The organism is Massilia sp. GCM10023247, assembly GCF_042653325.1.
In the GTDB taxonomy this organism is placed as follows: domain Bacteria; phylum Pseudomonadota; class Gammaproteobacteria; order Burkholderiales; family Burkholderiaceae_D; genus Telluria.
Window position 1 is genome coordinate 51,972 of record NZ_JBHSIB010000024.1, and the last position, 15,240, is coordinate 67,211.

Annotated in this window: 13 protein-coding genes and 1 pseudogene; 6 read left to right on the forward strand and 8 right to left on the reverse strand. The window is 65.2% G+C overall.

Annotation, left to right across the window (positions count from 1 at the left end):
* Positions 1–7 precede the first annotated feature (7 nt).
* From ACFPAH_RS19440 to ACFPAH_RS19450, 3 genes are read left to right on the forward strand one after another with little or no spacing between them, the layout of a single operon-like run.
* Positions 8–697: an amino acid ABC transporter permease gene (locus ACFPAH_RS19440; protein ID WP_379748604.1), complete on the forward strand. Its 690-nt coding sequence runs from the start codon at positions 8–10 to the stop codon at positions 695–697.
* Positions 698–717: 20 nt separating this feature from the next.
* The gene (locus ACFPAH_RS19445; RefSeq protein WP_379748606.1) at positions 718–1,410 is read left to right on the forward strand and encodes an amino acid ABC transporter permease; all 693 of its coding nucleotides are present in this window, start codon (positions 718–720) and stop codon (positions 1,408–1,410) included.
* Between the two features lie 16 nt (positions 1,411–1,426).
* On the forward strand, positions 1,427–2,155 hold the full coding sequence (locus ACFPAH_RS19450; protein WP_379748608.1) for an amino acid ABC transporter ATP-binding protein: 729 nt from the start codon (positions 1,427–1,429) through the stop codon (positions 2,153–2,155).
* 9 nt (positions 2,156–2,164) lie between these two features.
* Here ACFPAH_RS19450 and xth read toward each other — a convergent pair whose 3' ends face one another.
* From xth to ACFPAH_RS19465, 3 genes are all read right to left on the reverse strand, one after another.
* Positions 2,165–2,968, reverse strand: coding sequence for an exodeoxyribonuclease III (gene xth, locus ACFPAH_RS19455; protein ID WP_379748611.1), 804 nt, complete (start codon positions 2,966–2,968; stop codon positions 2,165–2,167).
* A 666-nt stretch (positions 2,969–3,634) separates the two neighbouring features.
* A complete protein-coding gene (locus ACFPAH_RS19460; RefSeq protein WP_379748613.1) occupies positions 3,635–4,342 on the reverse strand; it encodes an HIRAN domain-containing protein in 708 nt (235 codons plus the stop codon).
* A complete protein-coding gene (locus ACFPAH_RS19465; RefSeq protein ID WP_379748615.1) occupies positions 4,339–5,241 on the reverse strand; it encodes a HipA domain-containing protein in 903 nt (300 codons plus the stop codon). The genes ACFPAH_RS19460 and ACFPAH_RS19465 overlap by 4 nt, the downstream gene beginning before the upstream one ends.
* 667 nt (positions 5,242–5,908) lie before the next feature.
* On the opposite strand from ACFPAH_RS19465, the gene ACFPAH_RS19470 reads away from it, so the two are divergent.
* The 3 genes and pseudogenes from ACFPAH_RS19470 (at position 5,909) to ACFPAH_RS19480 (ending at position 7,466) form a co-directional block, all read left to right on the forward strand.
* The gene (locus ACFPAH_RS19470) at positions 5,909–6,421 is read left to right on the forward strand and encodes a hypothetical protein (protein WP_379748617.1); all 513 of its coding nucleotides are present in this window, start codon (positions 5,909–5,911) and stop codon (positions 6,419–6,421) included.
* Positions 6,422–6,570: 149 nt separating this feature from the next.
* A pseudogene (locus tag ACFPAH_RS19475) lies at positions 6,571–6,924 on the forward strand (IS1595 family transposase); the annotation flags it as partial.
* Positions 6,925–7,121: 197 nt separating this feature from the next.
* Positions 7,122–7,466 (forward strand): hypothetical protein, encoded by a 345-nt coding sequence (locus ACFPAH_RS19480; protein WP_379748619.1) that lies wholly within the window; start codon positions 7,122–7,124, stop codon positions 7,464–7,466.
* Positions 7,467–7,516: 50 nt separating this feature from the next.
* Here ACFPAH_RS19480 and ACFPAH_RS19485 read toward each other — a convergent pair whose 3' ends face one another.
* The 5 genes from ACFPAH_RS19485 to ACFPAH_RS19505 all read right to left on the reverse strand — a co-directional run bounded on the left by ACFPAH_RS19485 (position 7,517) and on the right by ACFPAH_RS19505 (position 15,200).
* Positions 7,517–8,632: a metallophosphoesterase gene (locus tag ACFPAH_RS19485; protein ID WP_379748621.1), complete on the reverse strand. Its 1,116-nt coding sequence runs from the start codon at positions 8,630–8,632 to the stop codon at positions 7,517–7,519.
* Positions 8,633–8,723: 91 nt separating this feature from the next.
* The gene (locus ACFPAH_RS19490; protein WP_379748623.1) at positions 8,724–9,683 is read right to left on the reverse strand and encodes an MYG1 family protein; all 960 of its coding nucleotides are present in this window, start codon (positions 9,681–9,683) and stop codon (positions 8,724–8,726) included.
* A 203-nt stretch (positions 9,684–9,886) separates the two neighbouring features.
* Complete coding sequence (locus ACFPAH_RS19495; protein WP_379748625.1) at positions 9,887–12,676, reverse strand: PAS domain S-box protein; 2,790 nt, start codon at positions 12,674–12,676, stop codon at positions 9,887–9,889.
* 165 nt (positions 12,677–12,841) lie between these two features.
* The gene (kefC, locus tag ACFPAH_RS19500) at positions 12,842–14,644 is read right to left on the reverse strand and encodes a glutathione-regulated potassium-efflux system protein KefC (RefSeq protein ID WP_379748627.1); all 1,803 of its coding nucleotides are present in this window, start codon (positions 14,642–14,644) and stop codon (positions 12,842–12,844) included.
* Positions 14,634–15,200: an NAD(P)H-dependent oxidoreductase gene (locus tag ACFPAH_RS19505; RefSeq protein ID WP_379748629.1), complete on the reverse strand. Its 567-nt coding sequence runs from the start codon at positions 15,198–15,200 to the stop codon at positions 14,634–14,636. Before ACFPAH_RS19505 ends, kefC begins: the two co-directional genes overlap by 11 nt.
* Positions 15,201–15,240: the final 40 nt, after the last annotated feature.

A 15,240-nucleotide genomic window follows, 5' to 3' on the forward strand; every position in this document is an offset into this window, starting at 1 on the left:
AACACCCTTGTTCGATCCCGCCATCCTGCAGTCCGGCCAGTATCAAGACTGGCTGGTGCAGGGCCTCATCCTGTCCCTGCAACTGACCGCCGCCAGCTTCGCGCTGGCGCTGCCGCTCGGCGTGCTGCTGGCGCTCATGCGCAGTGCGCGTTCCAGCCTGCTGCGCGCGATCGGCGCCTCCGTGGTCGAGGGCGTTCGCAACGTGCCGCTGCTGGCGCACCTGCTGTTCTGGTATTTCGCCTTTCCCGAACTGCTGCCGGAGCCGCTCAAGCTGGCGCTCTACGACAGCCAGCCGGAGGCGATCTGCGCCGTCATCGCACTGTCGCTCTACAGCGGCGTGCACATGGCCGAGGACATCCGCAGCGGCATCCGCGCGGTGCCGGCGAGCCAGCTGGAGGCAGCCCGTTCGCTTGGCCTCGGGCGCTTCGCCAGCGTGCGCCTGGTGCTGCTGCCGCAAGCCTTCCGCATCTCGGTGCCGCCGCTGCTGTCGCAGACGGTCAACCTGTGGAAGGACACCAGCGTGGCGACCGTGATCGGCGCGGCCGAAATGATGTACCAGGCGGCGCGCGTCGAAACGGCGACCTTCCGCAGTGTCGAAGCCTTTACGTTTGCGACGCTGGCCTACCTGACCGTGTCGCTGCTGATCTCCGCCGTGGCGGCGCTGTATGCGCGCCGTTTCCCGGTCCGCACCAGTTGAGGCTGCCATGAGAGGTGTGAATGACTGAGCTGATCCAGGATTACTGGCTGTATTTCCTCGTCGGCCAATATCCGAACGGGCCGCTCGGCGGCCTGTCGCTGACCATCCTGTTGTCTGCCGCGGCGCTGCTGCTGGCCATGCCGCTCGGGCTGTTGCTGGGGATCGCCCGCGTCAGTCCCTACCGCGCGCTGCGCTGGCCGGCCGCCGCGCTGGTGCAGGTGGTGCGCGCGGTGCCGCTGCTGCTGGTGGTCTTCTGGGCCTATTTCTTCCTGCCGGCAGTGACCGGCGTGAAGACCGGCCAGGCCACCACCATGCTCATCGTGCTGGTGCTGTTCGACGCCGTCTACCTGGCCGAGATCGTCGCGGCCGGCATCCGCTCGCTCCCCAAGGGCCAGCTCGAAAGCGCGCGCTCGCTCGGCCTGGGCTACTTCCAGGCCTTGCGCCTGGTGGTGCTGCCGCAGGCGCTGCGCCATGTGCTGCCCTCGCTGGTGAGCCAGCTGGTGGCGACCATCAAGGCGACCTCGCTCGGCTACATCATCGGCCTGTCGGAACTGTCCTTCATCGCCACCCAGGTCAACACCCTGGTGTTTACCAAGTCGGTCGAGGTCTACCTGATCCTCGCGCTGAGCTATTTCGTCCTGTGCTTCGGCCTGTCGCGCCTCGCATTCTGGCTGGAGCGCCGGATGGCCCGGCGCCCGGCCGGCTCGTATTGAAAGAGAAGAGCGACCCATGATCGTCCTCGAACAAGTCAACAAATGGTATGGCGACTATCACGCCCTGGTCGACGTGACCGGCGAGGTCGCCAAAAACGAAGTCGTGGTCGTGTGCGGGCCGTCGGGCTCGGGCAAGTCGACCCTGATCCGCACCCTGAACCGGCTGGAAGAAATCGACGGCGGCCGCATCGCCATCGCCGGGCGCGACATCCATGCGCGCGGCCTGGACGTGAACACGCTGCGCGCCGGGATCGGCTTCGTGTTCCAGAGCTTTAACCTGTTCCCGCACCTGACGGCGCTGGAAAACTGCATGCTGGCGCCGGTCAACCTGAAGCGGGCGACCAGGCTTGATGCGCAAGCCTATGCCATGGAGCTGCTCGACGGGGTCGGGCTGGCGCACAAGGCCGGCGCCTATCCGCACGAATTGTCGGGCGGCCAGCAGCAGCGCGTGGCGATCGCCCGCGCGCTGGCGATGCGTCCGCCCATCATGCTGTTCGACGAGCCGACCAGCGCGCTCGACCCGGAAATGGTGGGCGAGGTGCTGCAGGTGATGCGCCGCCTGGCGGGGCAGGGCATGACGATGGTCTGCGTCACCCACGAGATGGGGTTTGCGCGCGACGTCGCCGACCGCATCTGGTTCATGAGCGAAGGACGCATCCTCGAGCAGGGCAGCCCGGATGCCTTCTTCGCCAACCCGAGCCATCCGCGCGCTCAGCAGTTCCTGGCTGACCGCAGCGGCCGCTGACCCCGGCGCTCAAGGTTTCCTGACGGCGCCCATGTCCAGTTCGATCCAGGTCGGCGCATGGTCGCTCGGCTTCTCGCGCGCGCGCACGTCGCGGTCGACACCGGCCGCGCGCAGGGCCGGGGCCAGCGCGGGACTGAGCAGCAAATGGTCGATGCGCAGCCCGGCATTGCGGCCAAACGCATCGCGGAAATAATCCCAGAAGGTGTAGATCGTCTCGTCCGGATGCATGGCCCGCAAGGCGTCAAGCCAGCCCTGGGCCACCAGCCGGTGGAAGGCCTCGCGCGATTCCGGGCGGAACAGGGCGTCGGTCAGCCAGCGCTCCGGCTTGTAGACGTCGCGCTCGGTCGGCATCACGTTATAGTCGCCCGCCATCACCACCGGCGCGCCGGTTTCGAGCAATTGGGCGGCGCGCGCGATCAGGCGCTCGAACCAGGCCAGCTTGTAGTCGAACTTCGGCCCCGGCGCCGGGTTCCCGTTCGGCAGGTAGAGGCAGGCGACCACCAGGTCGTCGACCACCGCTTCCAGGTAGCGGCTCTGCTCGTCGCTGTCGTCGCCCGGCAGGCCGCGCGTGACTTCCACCGGATCCTTGCCGCGCGCCAGGATCGCCACCCCGTTCCAGCTCTTCTGCCCCTGCCAGATGGCGCCGTAGCCGGCTGCATTGATCTCGGCAATGGGAAAACGCTCCTGGGGCGACTTCAATTCCTGCAAACACGCGACATCGGGCTGTTTTTCTTCCAGCCACTGCAACAGGGCGCCGAGGCGCGCGCCCATGCCGTTGATGTTATAGGTGGCAATCTTGATTTTTCGCGGCATGGTTAAGTCCATTCTGGTAACGCACCATTGACTCCGCAGCTTGAACCCCTAGATAATCTTCAGCAGCTTTGCCAGGAGCTAAAGAGCGCTCATCTGTTGATCGCCAGAGCCTCAACTTAGAGAAAATACGCTGCTACTCTGCATTCTCACACTAACAAGCAGTATGCGTAAGACGTGTGCCGCAACGGCCATCCGTCTTCACGGAAAGTTCCATCCACACAAAAGAAAACAGTGCTATCCCACAGCTTGCATTATGATTTCGGTGATGCTTCGAACGGAGCGGTGTTGTGCTCGCTGTACCCAACAGTAGATGAACGACGTAGCGGAGTGTGGATGAATAGCCGCGCATGTGCAAAGCAAAAGTCCTAGACGCCCACACTCCGGCCGGGGTTTTGAGCCCGACTTTATTAGTCGTTTTCTCTCTGGCGTAAATTTTCCGATATGCCGTTAATTAGTCCGTTCAGATATGCGACGTCTGCCGCGAGGTGTGGCCCGTTCCAATCGCCAGCGTGCGAACCTTGTAGCTTGATCATCCCACCGCTAAGGCCAGCCTTAACGAGTTCCATCGCTCGATCTTGTGCTTGAGTTTTGGTAAGTGCCATAATTATCCTAATTTGACAGAAGAGCTACAAATTTAGCACGTTCGCGTCATCGGCGGAAGAGCCATTAGCGAATCGCGACAAAGACGTATACGGCCGGCTGTGCCCGCGTCCCGTTGATCCGTTCTATCGTCCCTTTTACCGAGAAACCTTGCCTCATCCACTTTCTAAAACTTGGTGCCTGTGCTCTATCCACAAAGCCAATGCGAACTCCGCTGTAATAAATGCCAACTGCATTCGGGTCATGGCTATTTTCGTGCTCTGCTTTGAAATCGACGGGATCGCCCAGATAAATGTCGTTGACGTCGATATCCTTTTGATGCCGGAATCCCGCGACCTCTATAATTAAATCAAAGGGTGGGCAGGCATCGGATAAGTCTGGGTAAACTTCAAAGCCGTCACTTGGTAATTTTGCGTTGGTATACGCTAACAACGACAGGTCCGGGATCGGCGTGTCAATCGGTAGCCTGTGGCGCAACAGATAATCTTTGAAATCGTCCCTTTTGCGAGGGGGGAGTCGACGCATAAACGCATCGATAACGCCTTTACAATGAACCGGATTGTACAAGTCAAACGCTGGGTAACCTTCAAATCCTGATTCGATCGCTCTTATATAATCTTCGGTTTCAGTCAGATACCGCAAACAAACTTCGCCGCCGTGAGTGTCTTTCTCGATGAGCGCGACGAGACGCCGACTTCTGATGCCACGACTGGGAGCGCACCGCCATACCAAAAGTAGTCGAGAAGGTTCATAAATATGTTGAAGAGTGTTCATTGTAATGCCGCCAGAATTTTCTTGCGCCGGACGTCAGTTAATCGGATGTAAAGATCTTTTCGGAATTTCGTCAACGGTACCCTAATTTCGAAGGCTTCGTAAACGTCGAGTATCCTTGCCAGCTCTGTAACGTCAAATTTTAGAAGCTTTTCAAGCATCCGATTGCGGATTTGAGGGTAAAAAGCAACTAACGTCACAAGCAACTCGATGTGTGGGCACCCAGACTCATCGCCTCTCATCCACCTAATGTGGTGCTTGCCCTTCGTAATATATCTGACGTAATCTTTTTCCGTCCAGGCTTGGACATGCTTCTCCCATCTTTCATGCCCCAAGCTTGTCCCGTTGTCGAAAAGAGGAGCCAGCCGCCATCGAGCCTGGCCTTTATTTCTAATCAGCCCCCAGTTGTCCTGATGTCTATCCGTGTTGCCAATCATTGCATCGAATAAAAAAAGATCTGCCCATGCCTCGATCCACGGCTCTTCAATCACATGCGCTTGACTGAACGCACGGCAAAGAATGTCGATATATTGGAAATTATGCAGTTCCCCCTTTTTTCTGTCGAACTCCGGCATCAGCTTTTGCATGTACGAGCCTCCAGGATTAAAGTTGGCCTTTCCATCCTCGTAAAACCACTCGATAAGAGCTCCACAGTCGCCAAGGTCGCTATTCGTTGCTGCGAATGCAGGCGGCACCGTTACATTTAATAGGCAACCGATCTGATATGCTGCCACCTCTCCCCAGAATTGATCAGGATAGCGTTTATCCGAACGTTTATACAAATATCGACGCTTGGGGATAATAATATCCAGGCCAATCTCGTCCGGCGGGAAAATTGCATCCTTCGATCGAGCGCCCTCAGGGTAGCTACCGAAATTTGAGTCAAGAATCCACTTTGCCACATCGATTGTTGACTCCTGGCGCTTAGCAATTTTGCACATGGACAGAAAAATTAATTTATTTACCTATTTTACAGGGACTTAAAGCTGTTAAATTGACGTAATGTCATGTGTAGCAACAGGGTGGCGGGAGTAATAACGTACGACGTCGTCCCGGATGGTGACATCATAACCGTTTCTGTGATGAAACGTGTATGTGGCATTTTCCAACGCGGAACTTGAACGCATGCTGTCGAGTCCCGCCGGTTGGCCGGGGTGTCGTAAACGTATGGGGAACATCACTCAGAATCTGCGCTTGCGGCCGAGTTTTCTGCGTTTGGAGGTTGAGCATGAAGACGCTGCGTAATCGCCTGGTACGGCCGATGCGAAGAGTCCTCGCTGAAACATTTCTTGGAGACGTTCATCAATTCATAGTGTACGCCCATTTCCATCGCGAACTCACAAGAGCTATTTACGTTGTGGACTCGTGCTCTCCCCCGTCACAGAAATAAATCAACGCTATTACGCGCTCCTTCTCACCATCGTGCGTTCGTCCAATAGATGTCGCACAGGGCTGCATCAACTATATCTTGTCAGAAATGTATCTTGCAAGAGACAGGCGCTGCTGAGTGTGCGCGGTAAATTTTGCTAAATTGGTACGATGAAATTTTTAACAACCCCGGAGAATGACATGTTTAAATCGATCCTGCGCGCAGTTGCCCGTCCAGCCGCCGTTACCCTGTTGCTGGCTGCCTCGGCCGGCGCCTCGGCAGGTGACTGGGTTGTCGAACCGATCGAAGTCGAGGGCGTGCTGCAGGAAGCAGTCGGCCCGGCCAATCGCTGCCTGTCGAAATTCGGCGGCACCATCAGCGGCCGCGGCGAGAGCAAACTGATGGGCGGCAAGGTCGTGTTCATCGGCACCGACTGCATCACGCCGGTCGGCCCGCTGTTCAACTTCAGCGACGGCAAGTTCATCGTCCTGACCACCTCGGGCGACCAGATCTTCGCCAACTACAGCGGCCAGTTCGTGCCGACCGGCGAAGGCGCGCGCTATAACTTCTCCGGCGCGACCTTCCAGGTCACCGGCGGCACCGGCAAGTTCGCGCGCGCCAGCGGCGGCGGGACCTTCACCGGCGGCGAAGACATGGTCACGGGCGCAGGCGACATCAAGCTGGTCGGCAAGGTGCTGTACTTCAAGCGCTAGGCCGTTCAGCAACAGCGGGGCGCCCATCCGGGCGCCTTTTTTTTTTCGGCGCTGTTCGCGTTAAGTGTGGAATTTTCGCATACGGCTGAGGTCCAACCTGGACCCACGATGCCGGAGGCGCCATGCAAGCACGCCCGTTCAAGCAATTGCTCACCTGTATTGCCTCGTTGACGCGCGCGCAGTTGCAGCAACACCTGCTGCCGCGGCTGGAGCGCGACGTGCTGCTCGTCACCGACGCCCACGCCGCCTACGGGGCGTTCGCCCGGCACGCCGGCATCACGCATGAGGCGATCGACCTGCAGGCGGGGATCCGGGTGCGCGGCGCGATCCGCGTGCAACACGTGAATGCCTACCACAGCTGGCTGCGCGGCTGGCTGCTGCCGTTCCGGGGCGTTGCCAGCCGTTACCTGGACAACTACCTGGGCTGGCGCTGGGCGCTCGACGGCCAGCGGATCGCCACCCCCGAGGCCTTGCTGCGCGCGGCGCTTGGGCTATGCCGCTAAGGGCGTGGCTCCCGGCGTGCGACGTCCGGCGTGCGACGCCCGGCGTGCGACGCCCGGCATTTCCACACTTAACGCGAACAGCGCCTTTTTTTCGCCGCCCCTGCGCGGATTCCTACAAGGCTGACGGGCGTGTGCCTATTGTCGTCCGCGCCCAGGTCTTTATCATCTTTCCGACAACATTGACCGAGGAGATAGATATGTCGACTTCCACCGACAAGCAGGACGCGCAAGGCCGCTCCTGGGACCAGATCACGAAAAACGGCACCAGCAGCGCCGGCTCGATGGGCGTCGGCGGCACCGGCGACAGCGGCAAGCTCGACCGGCAAGGCGAGGGCCAGCAGGCCACGCGCACCGACGACCTGCTCACCGACGGGTCGGACAAGGACGATACCGGCGCCCAGGGCTTTGCCGGTTCCGGCCAGCTGCAGACCGGCCTCGAGGGCATGGGCAAGAGCGGCGGCGGCGCCGGCAATCGCCAGTCGGGACAGTCCGAGGGGCAGAGCCAGCAGGACAATGCGGGCGGGGATCAGCGAAAGCGCTAACCGTCCACGCCGGCAGCTTCGATACCCCGGCTTAGGCCACGCGGCGCATGCTAGCGCTTGCCCGGCGCCCGCAAGGTCAGCTTGACGATCTCCCCCGCCCGCCACAGGCGCATGCGCGGTCCCCAGCCGCCGGCGCCGCGGCTGACCACGAGCGTCATGCCGCCCACCTCGTACTCGCCCACCATGCGCGGGAAGCGGTGTTGCACCAGGTAGCTGAACGGCCAGATCTGGCCGCCGTGCGTGTGGCCCGACAGCATCAGGTCGACGCCGCGCGCGGCGGCGCCGTCGATGATCGGGGCGGCCGGGATGTGGGACAGCAGGATGGTGGCGCTGTTGGTCCGCCGGGGCAGCGTGCGGGCCAGTCCGCCGGTGTAGTCGGCGCCGCTGCGCATGCCGCGGCCGACGTCGTCGATGCCGGCCAGGACCAGGCCAGGCGCGAGTTCGACGCCGGCGTCGCGCAGCCAGCGCACGCCGCCCGCCTCGAACTCGGCGATCGTGGTGTCGGCGTCGCCGTAGTATTCGTGGTTGCCGGTCGCGGCCCAGACCCCGAGCGGCGCCTTGAAGCCGCGCAGTACGTGCGCGAGCTGCGGCTCGCCGACCGGCTCGTCCTCGACCAGGTCGCCGACCATCACCACGGCGGCGGGCGCCAGTGCGTTGACCTGCGCGACGCGCTGTTCCATCCACTCCGACCGTCGCTGGGCGCCGAGATGGAGGTCGGTCAGCATCACGAGCACGGTGCCGTCGAGCGCCGCCGGCAGGTCCTGCAGCGTGACCTCGTATTCGCTGGCGACCGGGGCGCGCATGCCCTGGAACAGGGCGAAGCCGCTGAGCAGGGCCCCGGCCAGCGCGCCCAGCCCGAGCAGGCGCGGGGCGCGGGCGCGCCACCACAGGCCGAAGCCGGTCGCCAGGTCGGCCACCAGCAGGCACAGGGTCATCACGAACAGGATGCCGAGCCAGGTCAGCGCGAACTGGCCGGGCCACCAGCGCCAGTCGAGCGCTTCGTCGCCGAGCTGCACGCCGGCCAGGTAGACCAGCCACAGGAGGACCGTGCCGGTCCACCAGGCGCCGGCCGGGATCCGGGCGCGGATCGGCTCCACCCGGTAGAGGCGGTGCGCGACATAGAAGTGCATCAGCGAGCCGATGATGTTGAGGACGATCGAAAACATGGGCGAACGGGCGTTGAAACCGATGAGTGAGAGGGAGGGCGGGCAGGCGCCGCCGCCGGCAAGGGGCGGCACGGCAGGGCGCAAACGCCGGTCAGTCCAGCGCGGCCGCTTCCTCGACTGCGCGCAGCGCCTGGCGAGCCATCTCGCGGATGCCTTCCCAGGACTTCGCGGCCGCGATGAAGCGGCCGTTGTGGCAGAAGGTCGCATCCGGCACGCCGGTGACCTGGGCCAGGTCGGCGTCGCGCAGCCCGGCCCATGGTTCCGGCAGGTCGGCCCTGGCCTCGAAGGTGTCGGGGCTGACCGGCACCGAGTGGATCAGGTAGCGCTGCTCGGCCAGGCTGTGGCTGATCACGAACAGCACCTTGGGCATCTCCTTGCGCACGACGGTGGTCCAGGGCAGCGCGGCATTTTTCAGGAACAGCAGGCGGCCGTCTTCCAGCACCTCGGCCCCGCGCACCTGCTCGAGCGCCAGCATGGCGCCGACCCGGTATTTCACGGAATTGACCATGATCTCGGCCAGCAGCGCCATCGCCTTGCGGAACTGCGCCAGCCGGTAAGCCTCGCTTGCCTCGCCATAGCCCATGCGCTGCTCGTCGAGCCAGTTCGGGTTGAAGCCCGACACCACGGCCGACAGGCCATAGCCGCCCGGCGCGTTCTTGGCCGCGCCCACGTCGGACAGGTCGAGGTACTGGACGATGTCGGCGTCGATCGCATAGGCGAGCTGCTGGGCGGTGTCCTCGCCCAGCCGGTGGCCGGTGTGCTCCAGGGCGAGGGCGGCGACGCAGCGCGCCCCGAACTCGCGCCAGACCAGGCCCGCGCTGGCGTAGGGCACGCCGCTCTGGCGTGCGCCCGCGAAGCCCTTCTGGTGGTGGTCGAAGCGCCCGGCGGCGGGATCCCAGATACCGCCGACGTCGATCGCGAAGTCGGCCGCCTCGATGGTGGCCGGGTCGCGCGTGCGCACGATCTCGCAGCCGGGATACAGGATATCGAGGACGGCGACCGCCCAGGCGTCGTCGGCGTGGAACTTGCCGCTATGCGTTACTACAACCATACTTGCTCCAATGCCGGGAACGCCCGGCCAATTCCGAAAATGCAGCAGCCCGGCCATGCAGCCCGGGTTGTGCTCGTTTGAGGATGATACTGGCTTTGGCGCCGCCGCGTCGCCGGCCCATTGGCGCAGGGTGGACTCGTAGGGTGGACTCCCGAGTCCACGCGTTGGGGGCGCGCGCACGTAACGCGTGGGCGGAGCCCACCCTACGATTGCAGACCCGCGTCGATCACCGCCATCAACACCTGCAAATCCACCGGCTTGACGAAATGATGGTCGAAGCCCGCGCCCAGCGCGAGCACCTTGTCGTGGGCCTGGCCGTAGCCGGTGAGGGCCAGGTACAGCGCCGGGCGCGCCTGGGGCAGGGCGCGCAGGCGGCGCACCAGTTCGTAGCCGTCGATGTCGGGCAGGCCGATGTCGAGGATGAACACTTCGGGCCAGCCGGCGGCGGCGGCGGCCAGGCCGGCGCAGGAGGTGTTGGCGGTGGCCACCGCATGGCCGAAGGCGCCCAGGATCTCGCCCAGCGAGTCGGCGGCGTCGGCGTTGTCGTCGACGATCAGGATCCGCTTGCCGGCACCCGGTGCCTGGGCGGTTGCGCCGGGAGCGGCTGCGGCGCCCGCGCCGGCGCCGGCCTCGACCAGGTCGAGCGTGATGCTGAAGCTGCTGCCCTTGCCGAGGCCCGCGCTGTGCGCCGCGACCTGTCCGCCGTGCAGCTGCACCAGGCTTTTTACCAGGGCCAGGCCGAGCCCGAGGCCGCCCTGGGACCGGTCCGGCGTGCGCTCGGCCTGGGTGAACAGGTCGAACACCAGCGGCAGGACGTCGGGCGCGATGCCGATGCCGCTGTCGCTGACGGCGATCGTCACCTGGCTGCCGGCGCCTGCGCTCCCGCGCGTGCTCGAGACCGCGATGCTGCCGCCCTGGGGCGTGTACTTGGCCGCGTTGTTGAGCAGGTTCGACACCACCTGCACCATGCGCGTGCGGTCGGCGTCGACACGCAGCGGCGCCTCGTCGAGCGACAGGTGCAGCTGCTGGCCGCGCGCCTCGATCAGCGGGCGCGCCTGCTCGACCGCGCCGAGCACGATCGAACGCACGTCGACCGGCTCGCGCACCAGCGTGACCAGCCCGCGCGTGACGCGCGAGACGTCGAGCAGGTCGTCCACCAGTTCCGTCATGTGGCGCACCTGTCGGCTGATCACCTCGCTCGACTGGCGGATCCGCTTGTCGCTCGGCTCGGCGATCGCGATCAGCTGCGCCGCGTTGCTGATCGGCGCGAGCGGGTTGCGCAGCTCGTGCGCGAGCATGGCCAGGAACTCGTCCTTGCGGCGGGCGGCGGCGCGCAGCTCCTCCTCGCCGGCCTTCTGGTCGTGGATGTCGGTAAGGGTGCCCATCCAGTGCGTGACGCGGCCGGCGCCATCCAGGCTGGGCAGGGCGCGGTTGAGCACCCAGCGGTAGCCGCCCGCGTGGTGGACCAGCCGGTGCTCGATTTCGAACGGGCTGTGCTCGGCGACGCTGCGCTTCCACGCGGCCAGCACCGCTGCCAGGTCGTCCGGGTGGATCGCTTCGCGCCAGCGCGTATCGGCCGACTGTGCCGGGCGGTGGCCGGTGAACGCATACCAGCGCTCGTTGACGTAGTCCTCGCCGCCGCCGATCCGGATCGACCACACCATCTGCGGGATCATGTTGGCGATGTTGCGGAATTTGCGTTCGCTGTCCTTCAGGGCGCGCTCGGCCTCGACCTGGGCCGTGACGTCCATGTTGGCGGCAAGCGCGCCCTCGATGACGCCGTCGGCACCGCGCAGGGCCTGGGCGCGCACCAGGATCGTCTTGCGTACGCCCGGGCTGCCGAAGGGCTCGATCTCGACGAAGGCTTCGGTGGTTCCCCCGCCGGCCAGCGCGCGCGCGATCGGCCAGTCGTGCGGCGCCAGGGGCCGGCCGTCGTGCGCCCACCAGCCTTTCCAGTCGACGTACTCGTCAACGCTGTCCGGTACCGGGTAGTCGCCCCAGATGCCGCGGTTGGCAGGGTTCGACATCAGCATCCGGCCCTGGGTATCGACGTAGACGATGCCGACCGGCGCCGCTTCCAGCAGGCCGTCGAGCCGGCGCCGGCTCTCCTCGGCGCGCAGCGAGGCGGCCGCGGCCTGGCGCTCGGTGGCCAGCAGCGCCAGCTCGGCCTGCTTGCGCTCGCTGATGTCGACGGCGATGCCGGCGAAGCGGCGGCTGCCGGTTGCAGGATCGAGGTATACCTTGCCGCGCGCGTTGACCCAGGCGTCGACGCCGGAGCGCTGCGGTATCCGGTATTCGGCCTCGTATTGGGACGCGTCGCGCACGGCCGTGGCGATGGCGTCGAGCACCCGCTGGCGGTCGTCCGGGTGGATCATGTCGGTAAAACGGGACAGCTCGGTGCCGGAACGCGCGAGCGCGGCATCCACCTGGAACAGGCGCGCGAAGCGCTCGTCGACGTGGGTGGCGAAGGTGTCGAGATCGTACGACCAGGTGCCGATGTTGCCGGACGCCTCGAGCGACATGGCGAGCCGTTCCTCGGCTTCCTTGTGGCGCGCGACCGCTTCGAGCTTGTCGGTGACTTCGATCACGGTGCAGATCAGGCCGCGCACCACGCCGCACTCGTCGCGCAGGGGACTGTAGGAAAACGTAAACCAGGCCGGCTCGGGGTAGCCATGGCGATCCAGGGTGGTGGCGTAGTTCTCGAACACGAAGGATTCGCCGGCCTGCACCCGCGCCAGGGTCGGCGCCAGCGCCTCCCACACCTCGGGCCAGACGCTGGCATAGGTTTCGCCCAGCGCCCAGTCCGACTTTGTTCCGAGAATCGGCAGGTAGGCATCGTTGAAGAACAGGGCCAGCTCCTCGCCCCAGGCAAGGAAGGTCGGGAAGGAGGCGGCGAGCATGATGCCCAGGCCGGTGCGCAGCGACGCCTCCCAGCCTTCGATCGGGCCGACCGCATGGGCCGACCAGTCCGCTGCCCGGATGCGTTCGCCCATGCGGCCTCCGTTATCCAGGAAGGCGTATCGACTGTCTCTGCTGTTCACGTTGGGTCCGGCCGTGGAAACCTTGCATTGTACACAAATATGCAGCCCGGATCAGGGCCACAGAGGCGCTGAAAATGCACCAAAATAGTGCAGTCTGCGAGGCGTCGCCCGCGCCGCTCAGTCCCAGCCGCCGTCGGTCTCGCTGTCGTAGCGCTTGAGGTCGCGCGCGAACATCTGGTTCAGTTCGTCGCGTGCGCGCTTGGCCATCGACACGTACTGTTCGCGGTCCTTGTAGTACGGGTAGACTGCATCGACGGTGGCCTTGTTGTGCTCGCGGAATTTGAGGGTCGCCTCGCGCGCGCGGTAGGCGCCGTAGCCGAGCTGGCACAGCACGCGCCGCCCCAGCTGGAGGGCCGACTCGAAGGTCTCGCGCTCGATGACGGTCACGCCGCGGTCCATCAGCTGGTAGTAATGGGTCACGTTGCGCGCCCGCGCCAGCACCGGCAGGTGCGGGAAGTTCTCGCGCACGGCGTCGGCCAGGGCCAGGCTGTCCTCGATGTCGTCGATCGCCAGCACCAGCGCGCGCGCCTTGTCCGCGCCGGCCGCGTGCAGCAGGTCGACGCGGGTGGCGTCGCCGTAGAATACCTTGAAGCCGAAGCCGCGCAGCAGTTCGATCTGGTCCGGATCGTGGTCGAGGATGGTCAGCTTGAAGCGGTTCGCGTTGAGCAGGCGCCCGACGATCTGGCCGAAACGCCCGAAGCCGGCGATGATGACATGCCCTTCGTCGCCCTCGATCGCGTCCGCGGCGCGCTTGTTCTGGCCGCGGTAGCGCGGTTCGAGCACCTTGTCGTGGAATACCAGCAGCAGCGGCGTCGCCACCATCGACAGCGCGACGGTCGCCACCAGGATCGAGCCGACCTCCGGGGTGAACACGCGCGCCGCGCTGGCCGCCCCGAACACCACGAAGGCGAACTCGCCGCCCTGGGACAGCAGGAAGGCGAACAGCCAGCGCTGCCCGCGCGCGATCCGGAACACGAAGGAGAGCGCGAACAGCACCGCCAGCTTGATCGCCAGGAAGCCGGCCACCAGCCCCAGGATCAGCCAGGGATGGTCGCCGAACACGCCGAAATCGACCGACATGCCGACCGCGATGAAGAACAGGCCGAGCAGCAGGCCCTTGAACGGCTCGAGGTCGGTTTCCAGCGCGTGGCGGTATTCGGAATCGGCCAGCAGCACGCCGGCCATGAAGGAGCCGAGGGCCATCGACATCCCGACCCACTGCATCAGGAGCGAAATCGCGATCACCAGCAGCAGCGCGAAGGCGGTGAAGATTTCGCGCATGCCGGAGCGGGCGATGACGCGCAGCGCCGGGCGCACCAGGTAGCGCCCGCCGATCACGACGCCGGCGACCACCAGCGCCAGGCGCGCGGCGCCGCTCCAGCCGCCGCCGGCACTGTCGGCGGCCGCCACGCCCAGTACCGGCACCAGGGCGATCATCGGGATGGCCGCGATGTCCTGGAACAGCAGCAGGGCGAATCCCGCCTGGCCGGCGGGCGTGCCCATCAGGTTGCGTTCGCCGAGCGTGGCCAGCGCGATCGCGGTGGACGACAGCGACAGCCCGAGCGAGGCGACCAGCGCGACCTCCCAGGCGACCCCGGCCAGCAGCGCGGCGCCGAACAGGGCGGCGGTGACGCCCGCGACCTGGGCGCCGCCCCAGCCGAAGATCGGGCGCCGCATCGACCACAGGCGGCTCGGTTCGAGTTCGAGCCCGATCAGGAACAGCAGCAGGACGACGCCGAATTCGGAAAAGTGCAGGATGTCCTCGACCTCGCGGATCAGGCCCAGGCCCCAGGGGCCGATCGCCATCCCGGCCAGCAGGTAGCCGAGCACCGCGCCCAGGCCGAGGCGCTTGGCGAGCGGCACCGCGACCACGGCGGCGGCCAGGTAGACCAGGGCATTCGTCAACAGGCTATGCTCCATGCGGACCTCCTTGCGGTGCGGCGTCGAGGAAGGACCGGAGCCGCGCCTGGAAGGCGGCGATGTGGGCGTCGACCGCGTCGGCCGGGGCGCCGTTCGCGCCGGACAGGATGTGCGGCGGCCACCACGTCATCCCGCACACGATGGCAATCTGCTCGAAGGGCGGCAGGAAGGCCTCGAGCGGATGCGCGCCGTGTTCGCCGGGCGGATGGCTTTCCTCCGGATTGCCGATGGTGAGCGCCACCCAGTGCGCCTTGCCGCGCAGGCGGTGCGCGCCGGGCCCGTAGGCCCAGCCGGGTAACAGCACGCTGTCGACCCATTCCTTCAGCAGCGAGGGCATGCCGTACCAGCGCAGCGGGTGCAGGAACACGACCAGCTCGGCCTGCTCCAGCAAGGCCTGCTCGCGCGGCACGTCGATGAAGAAATCGGGATAGGTCTCGTACAGGTCGTGCACCAGCACGCCCTCCAGGGCGGCAGCGGCTTCGGCCAGCCTGCGGTTGATGCGCGAGCGGTGCGGTGCCGGATGGGCGTACAGGACAAGGATGCGTGGGTTGGGCATGCGGCACAATCGGTTTGCTCAGTTGCGAGATTGTACATGC

What these genes read in the sequence shown, in the direction of transcription:
- kefC (WP_379748627.1), bottom strand. Translation starts at nt 14,644, where the DNA reads ATGGAGCATAGCCTGTTGACGAATGCCCTGGTCTACCTGGCCGCCGCC.
- ACFPAH_RS19460 (WP_379748613.1), bottom strand. Translation starts at nt 4,342, where the DNA reads ATGAACACTCTTCAACATATTTATGAACCTTCTCGACTACTTTTGGTA.
- ACFPAH_RS19445 (WP_379748606.1), top strand. Translation starts at nt 718, where the DNA reads ATGACTGAGCTGATCCAGGATTACTGGCTGTATTTCCTCGTCGGCCAA.
- ACFPAH_RS19495 (WP_379748625.1), bottom strand. Translation starts at nt 12,676, where the DNA reads ATGGGCGAACGCATCCGGGCAGCGGACTGGTCGGCCCATGCGGTCGGC.
- ACFPAH_RS19480 (WP_379748619.1), top strand. Translation starts at nt 7,122, where the DNA reads ATGTCGACTTCCACCGACAAGCAGGACGCGCAAGGCCGCTCCTGGGAC.
- ACFPAH_RS19450 (WP_379748608.1), top strand. Translation starts at nt 1,427, where the DNA reads ATGATCGTCCTCGAACAAGTCAACAAATGGTATGGCGACTATCACGCC.
- ACFPAH_RS19485 (WP_379748621.1), bottom strand. Translation starts at nt 8,632, where the DNA reads ATGTTTTCGATCGTCCTCAACATCATCGGCTCGCTGATGCACTTCTAT.
- ACFPAH_RS19505 (WP_379748629.1), bottom strand. Translation starts at nt 15,200, where the DNA reads ATGCCCAACCCACGCATCCTTGTCCTGTACGCCCATCCGGCACCGCAC.
- ACFPAH_RS19490 (WP_379748623.1), bottom strand. Translation starts at nt 9,683, where the DNA reads ATGGTTGTAGTAACGCATAGCGGCAAGTTCCACGCCGACGACGCCTGG.
- ACFPAH_RS19470 (WP_379748617.1), top strand. Translation starts at nt 5,909, where the DNA reads ATGTTTAAATCGATCCTGCGCGCAGTTGCCCGTCCAGCCGCCGTTACC.
- xth (WP_379748611.1), bottom strand. Translation starts at nt 2,968, where the DNA reads ATGCCGCGAAAAATCAAGATTGCCACCTATAACATCAACGGCATGGGC.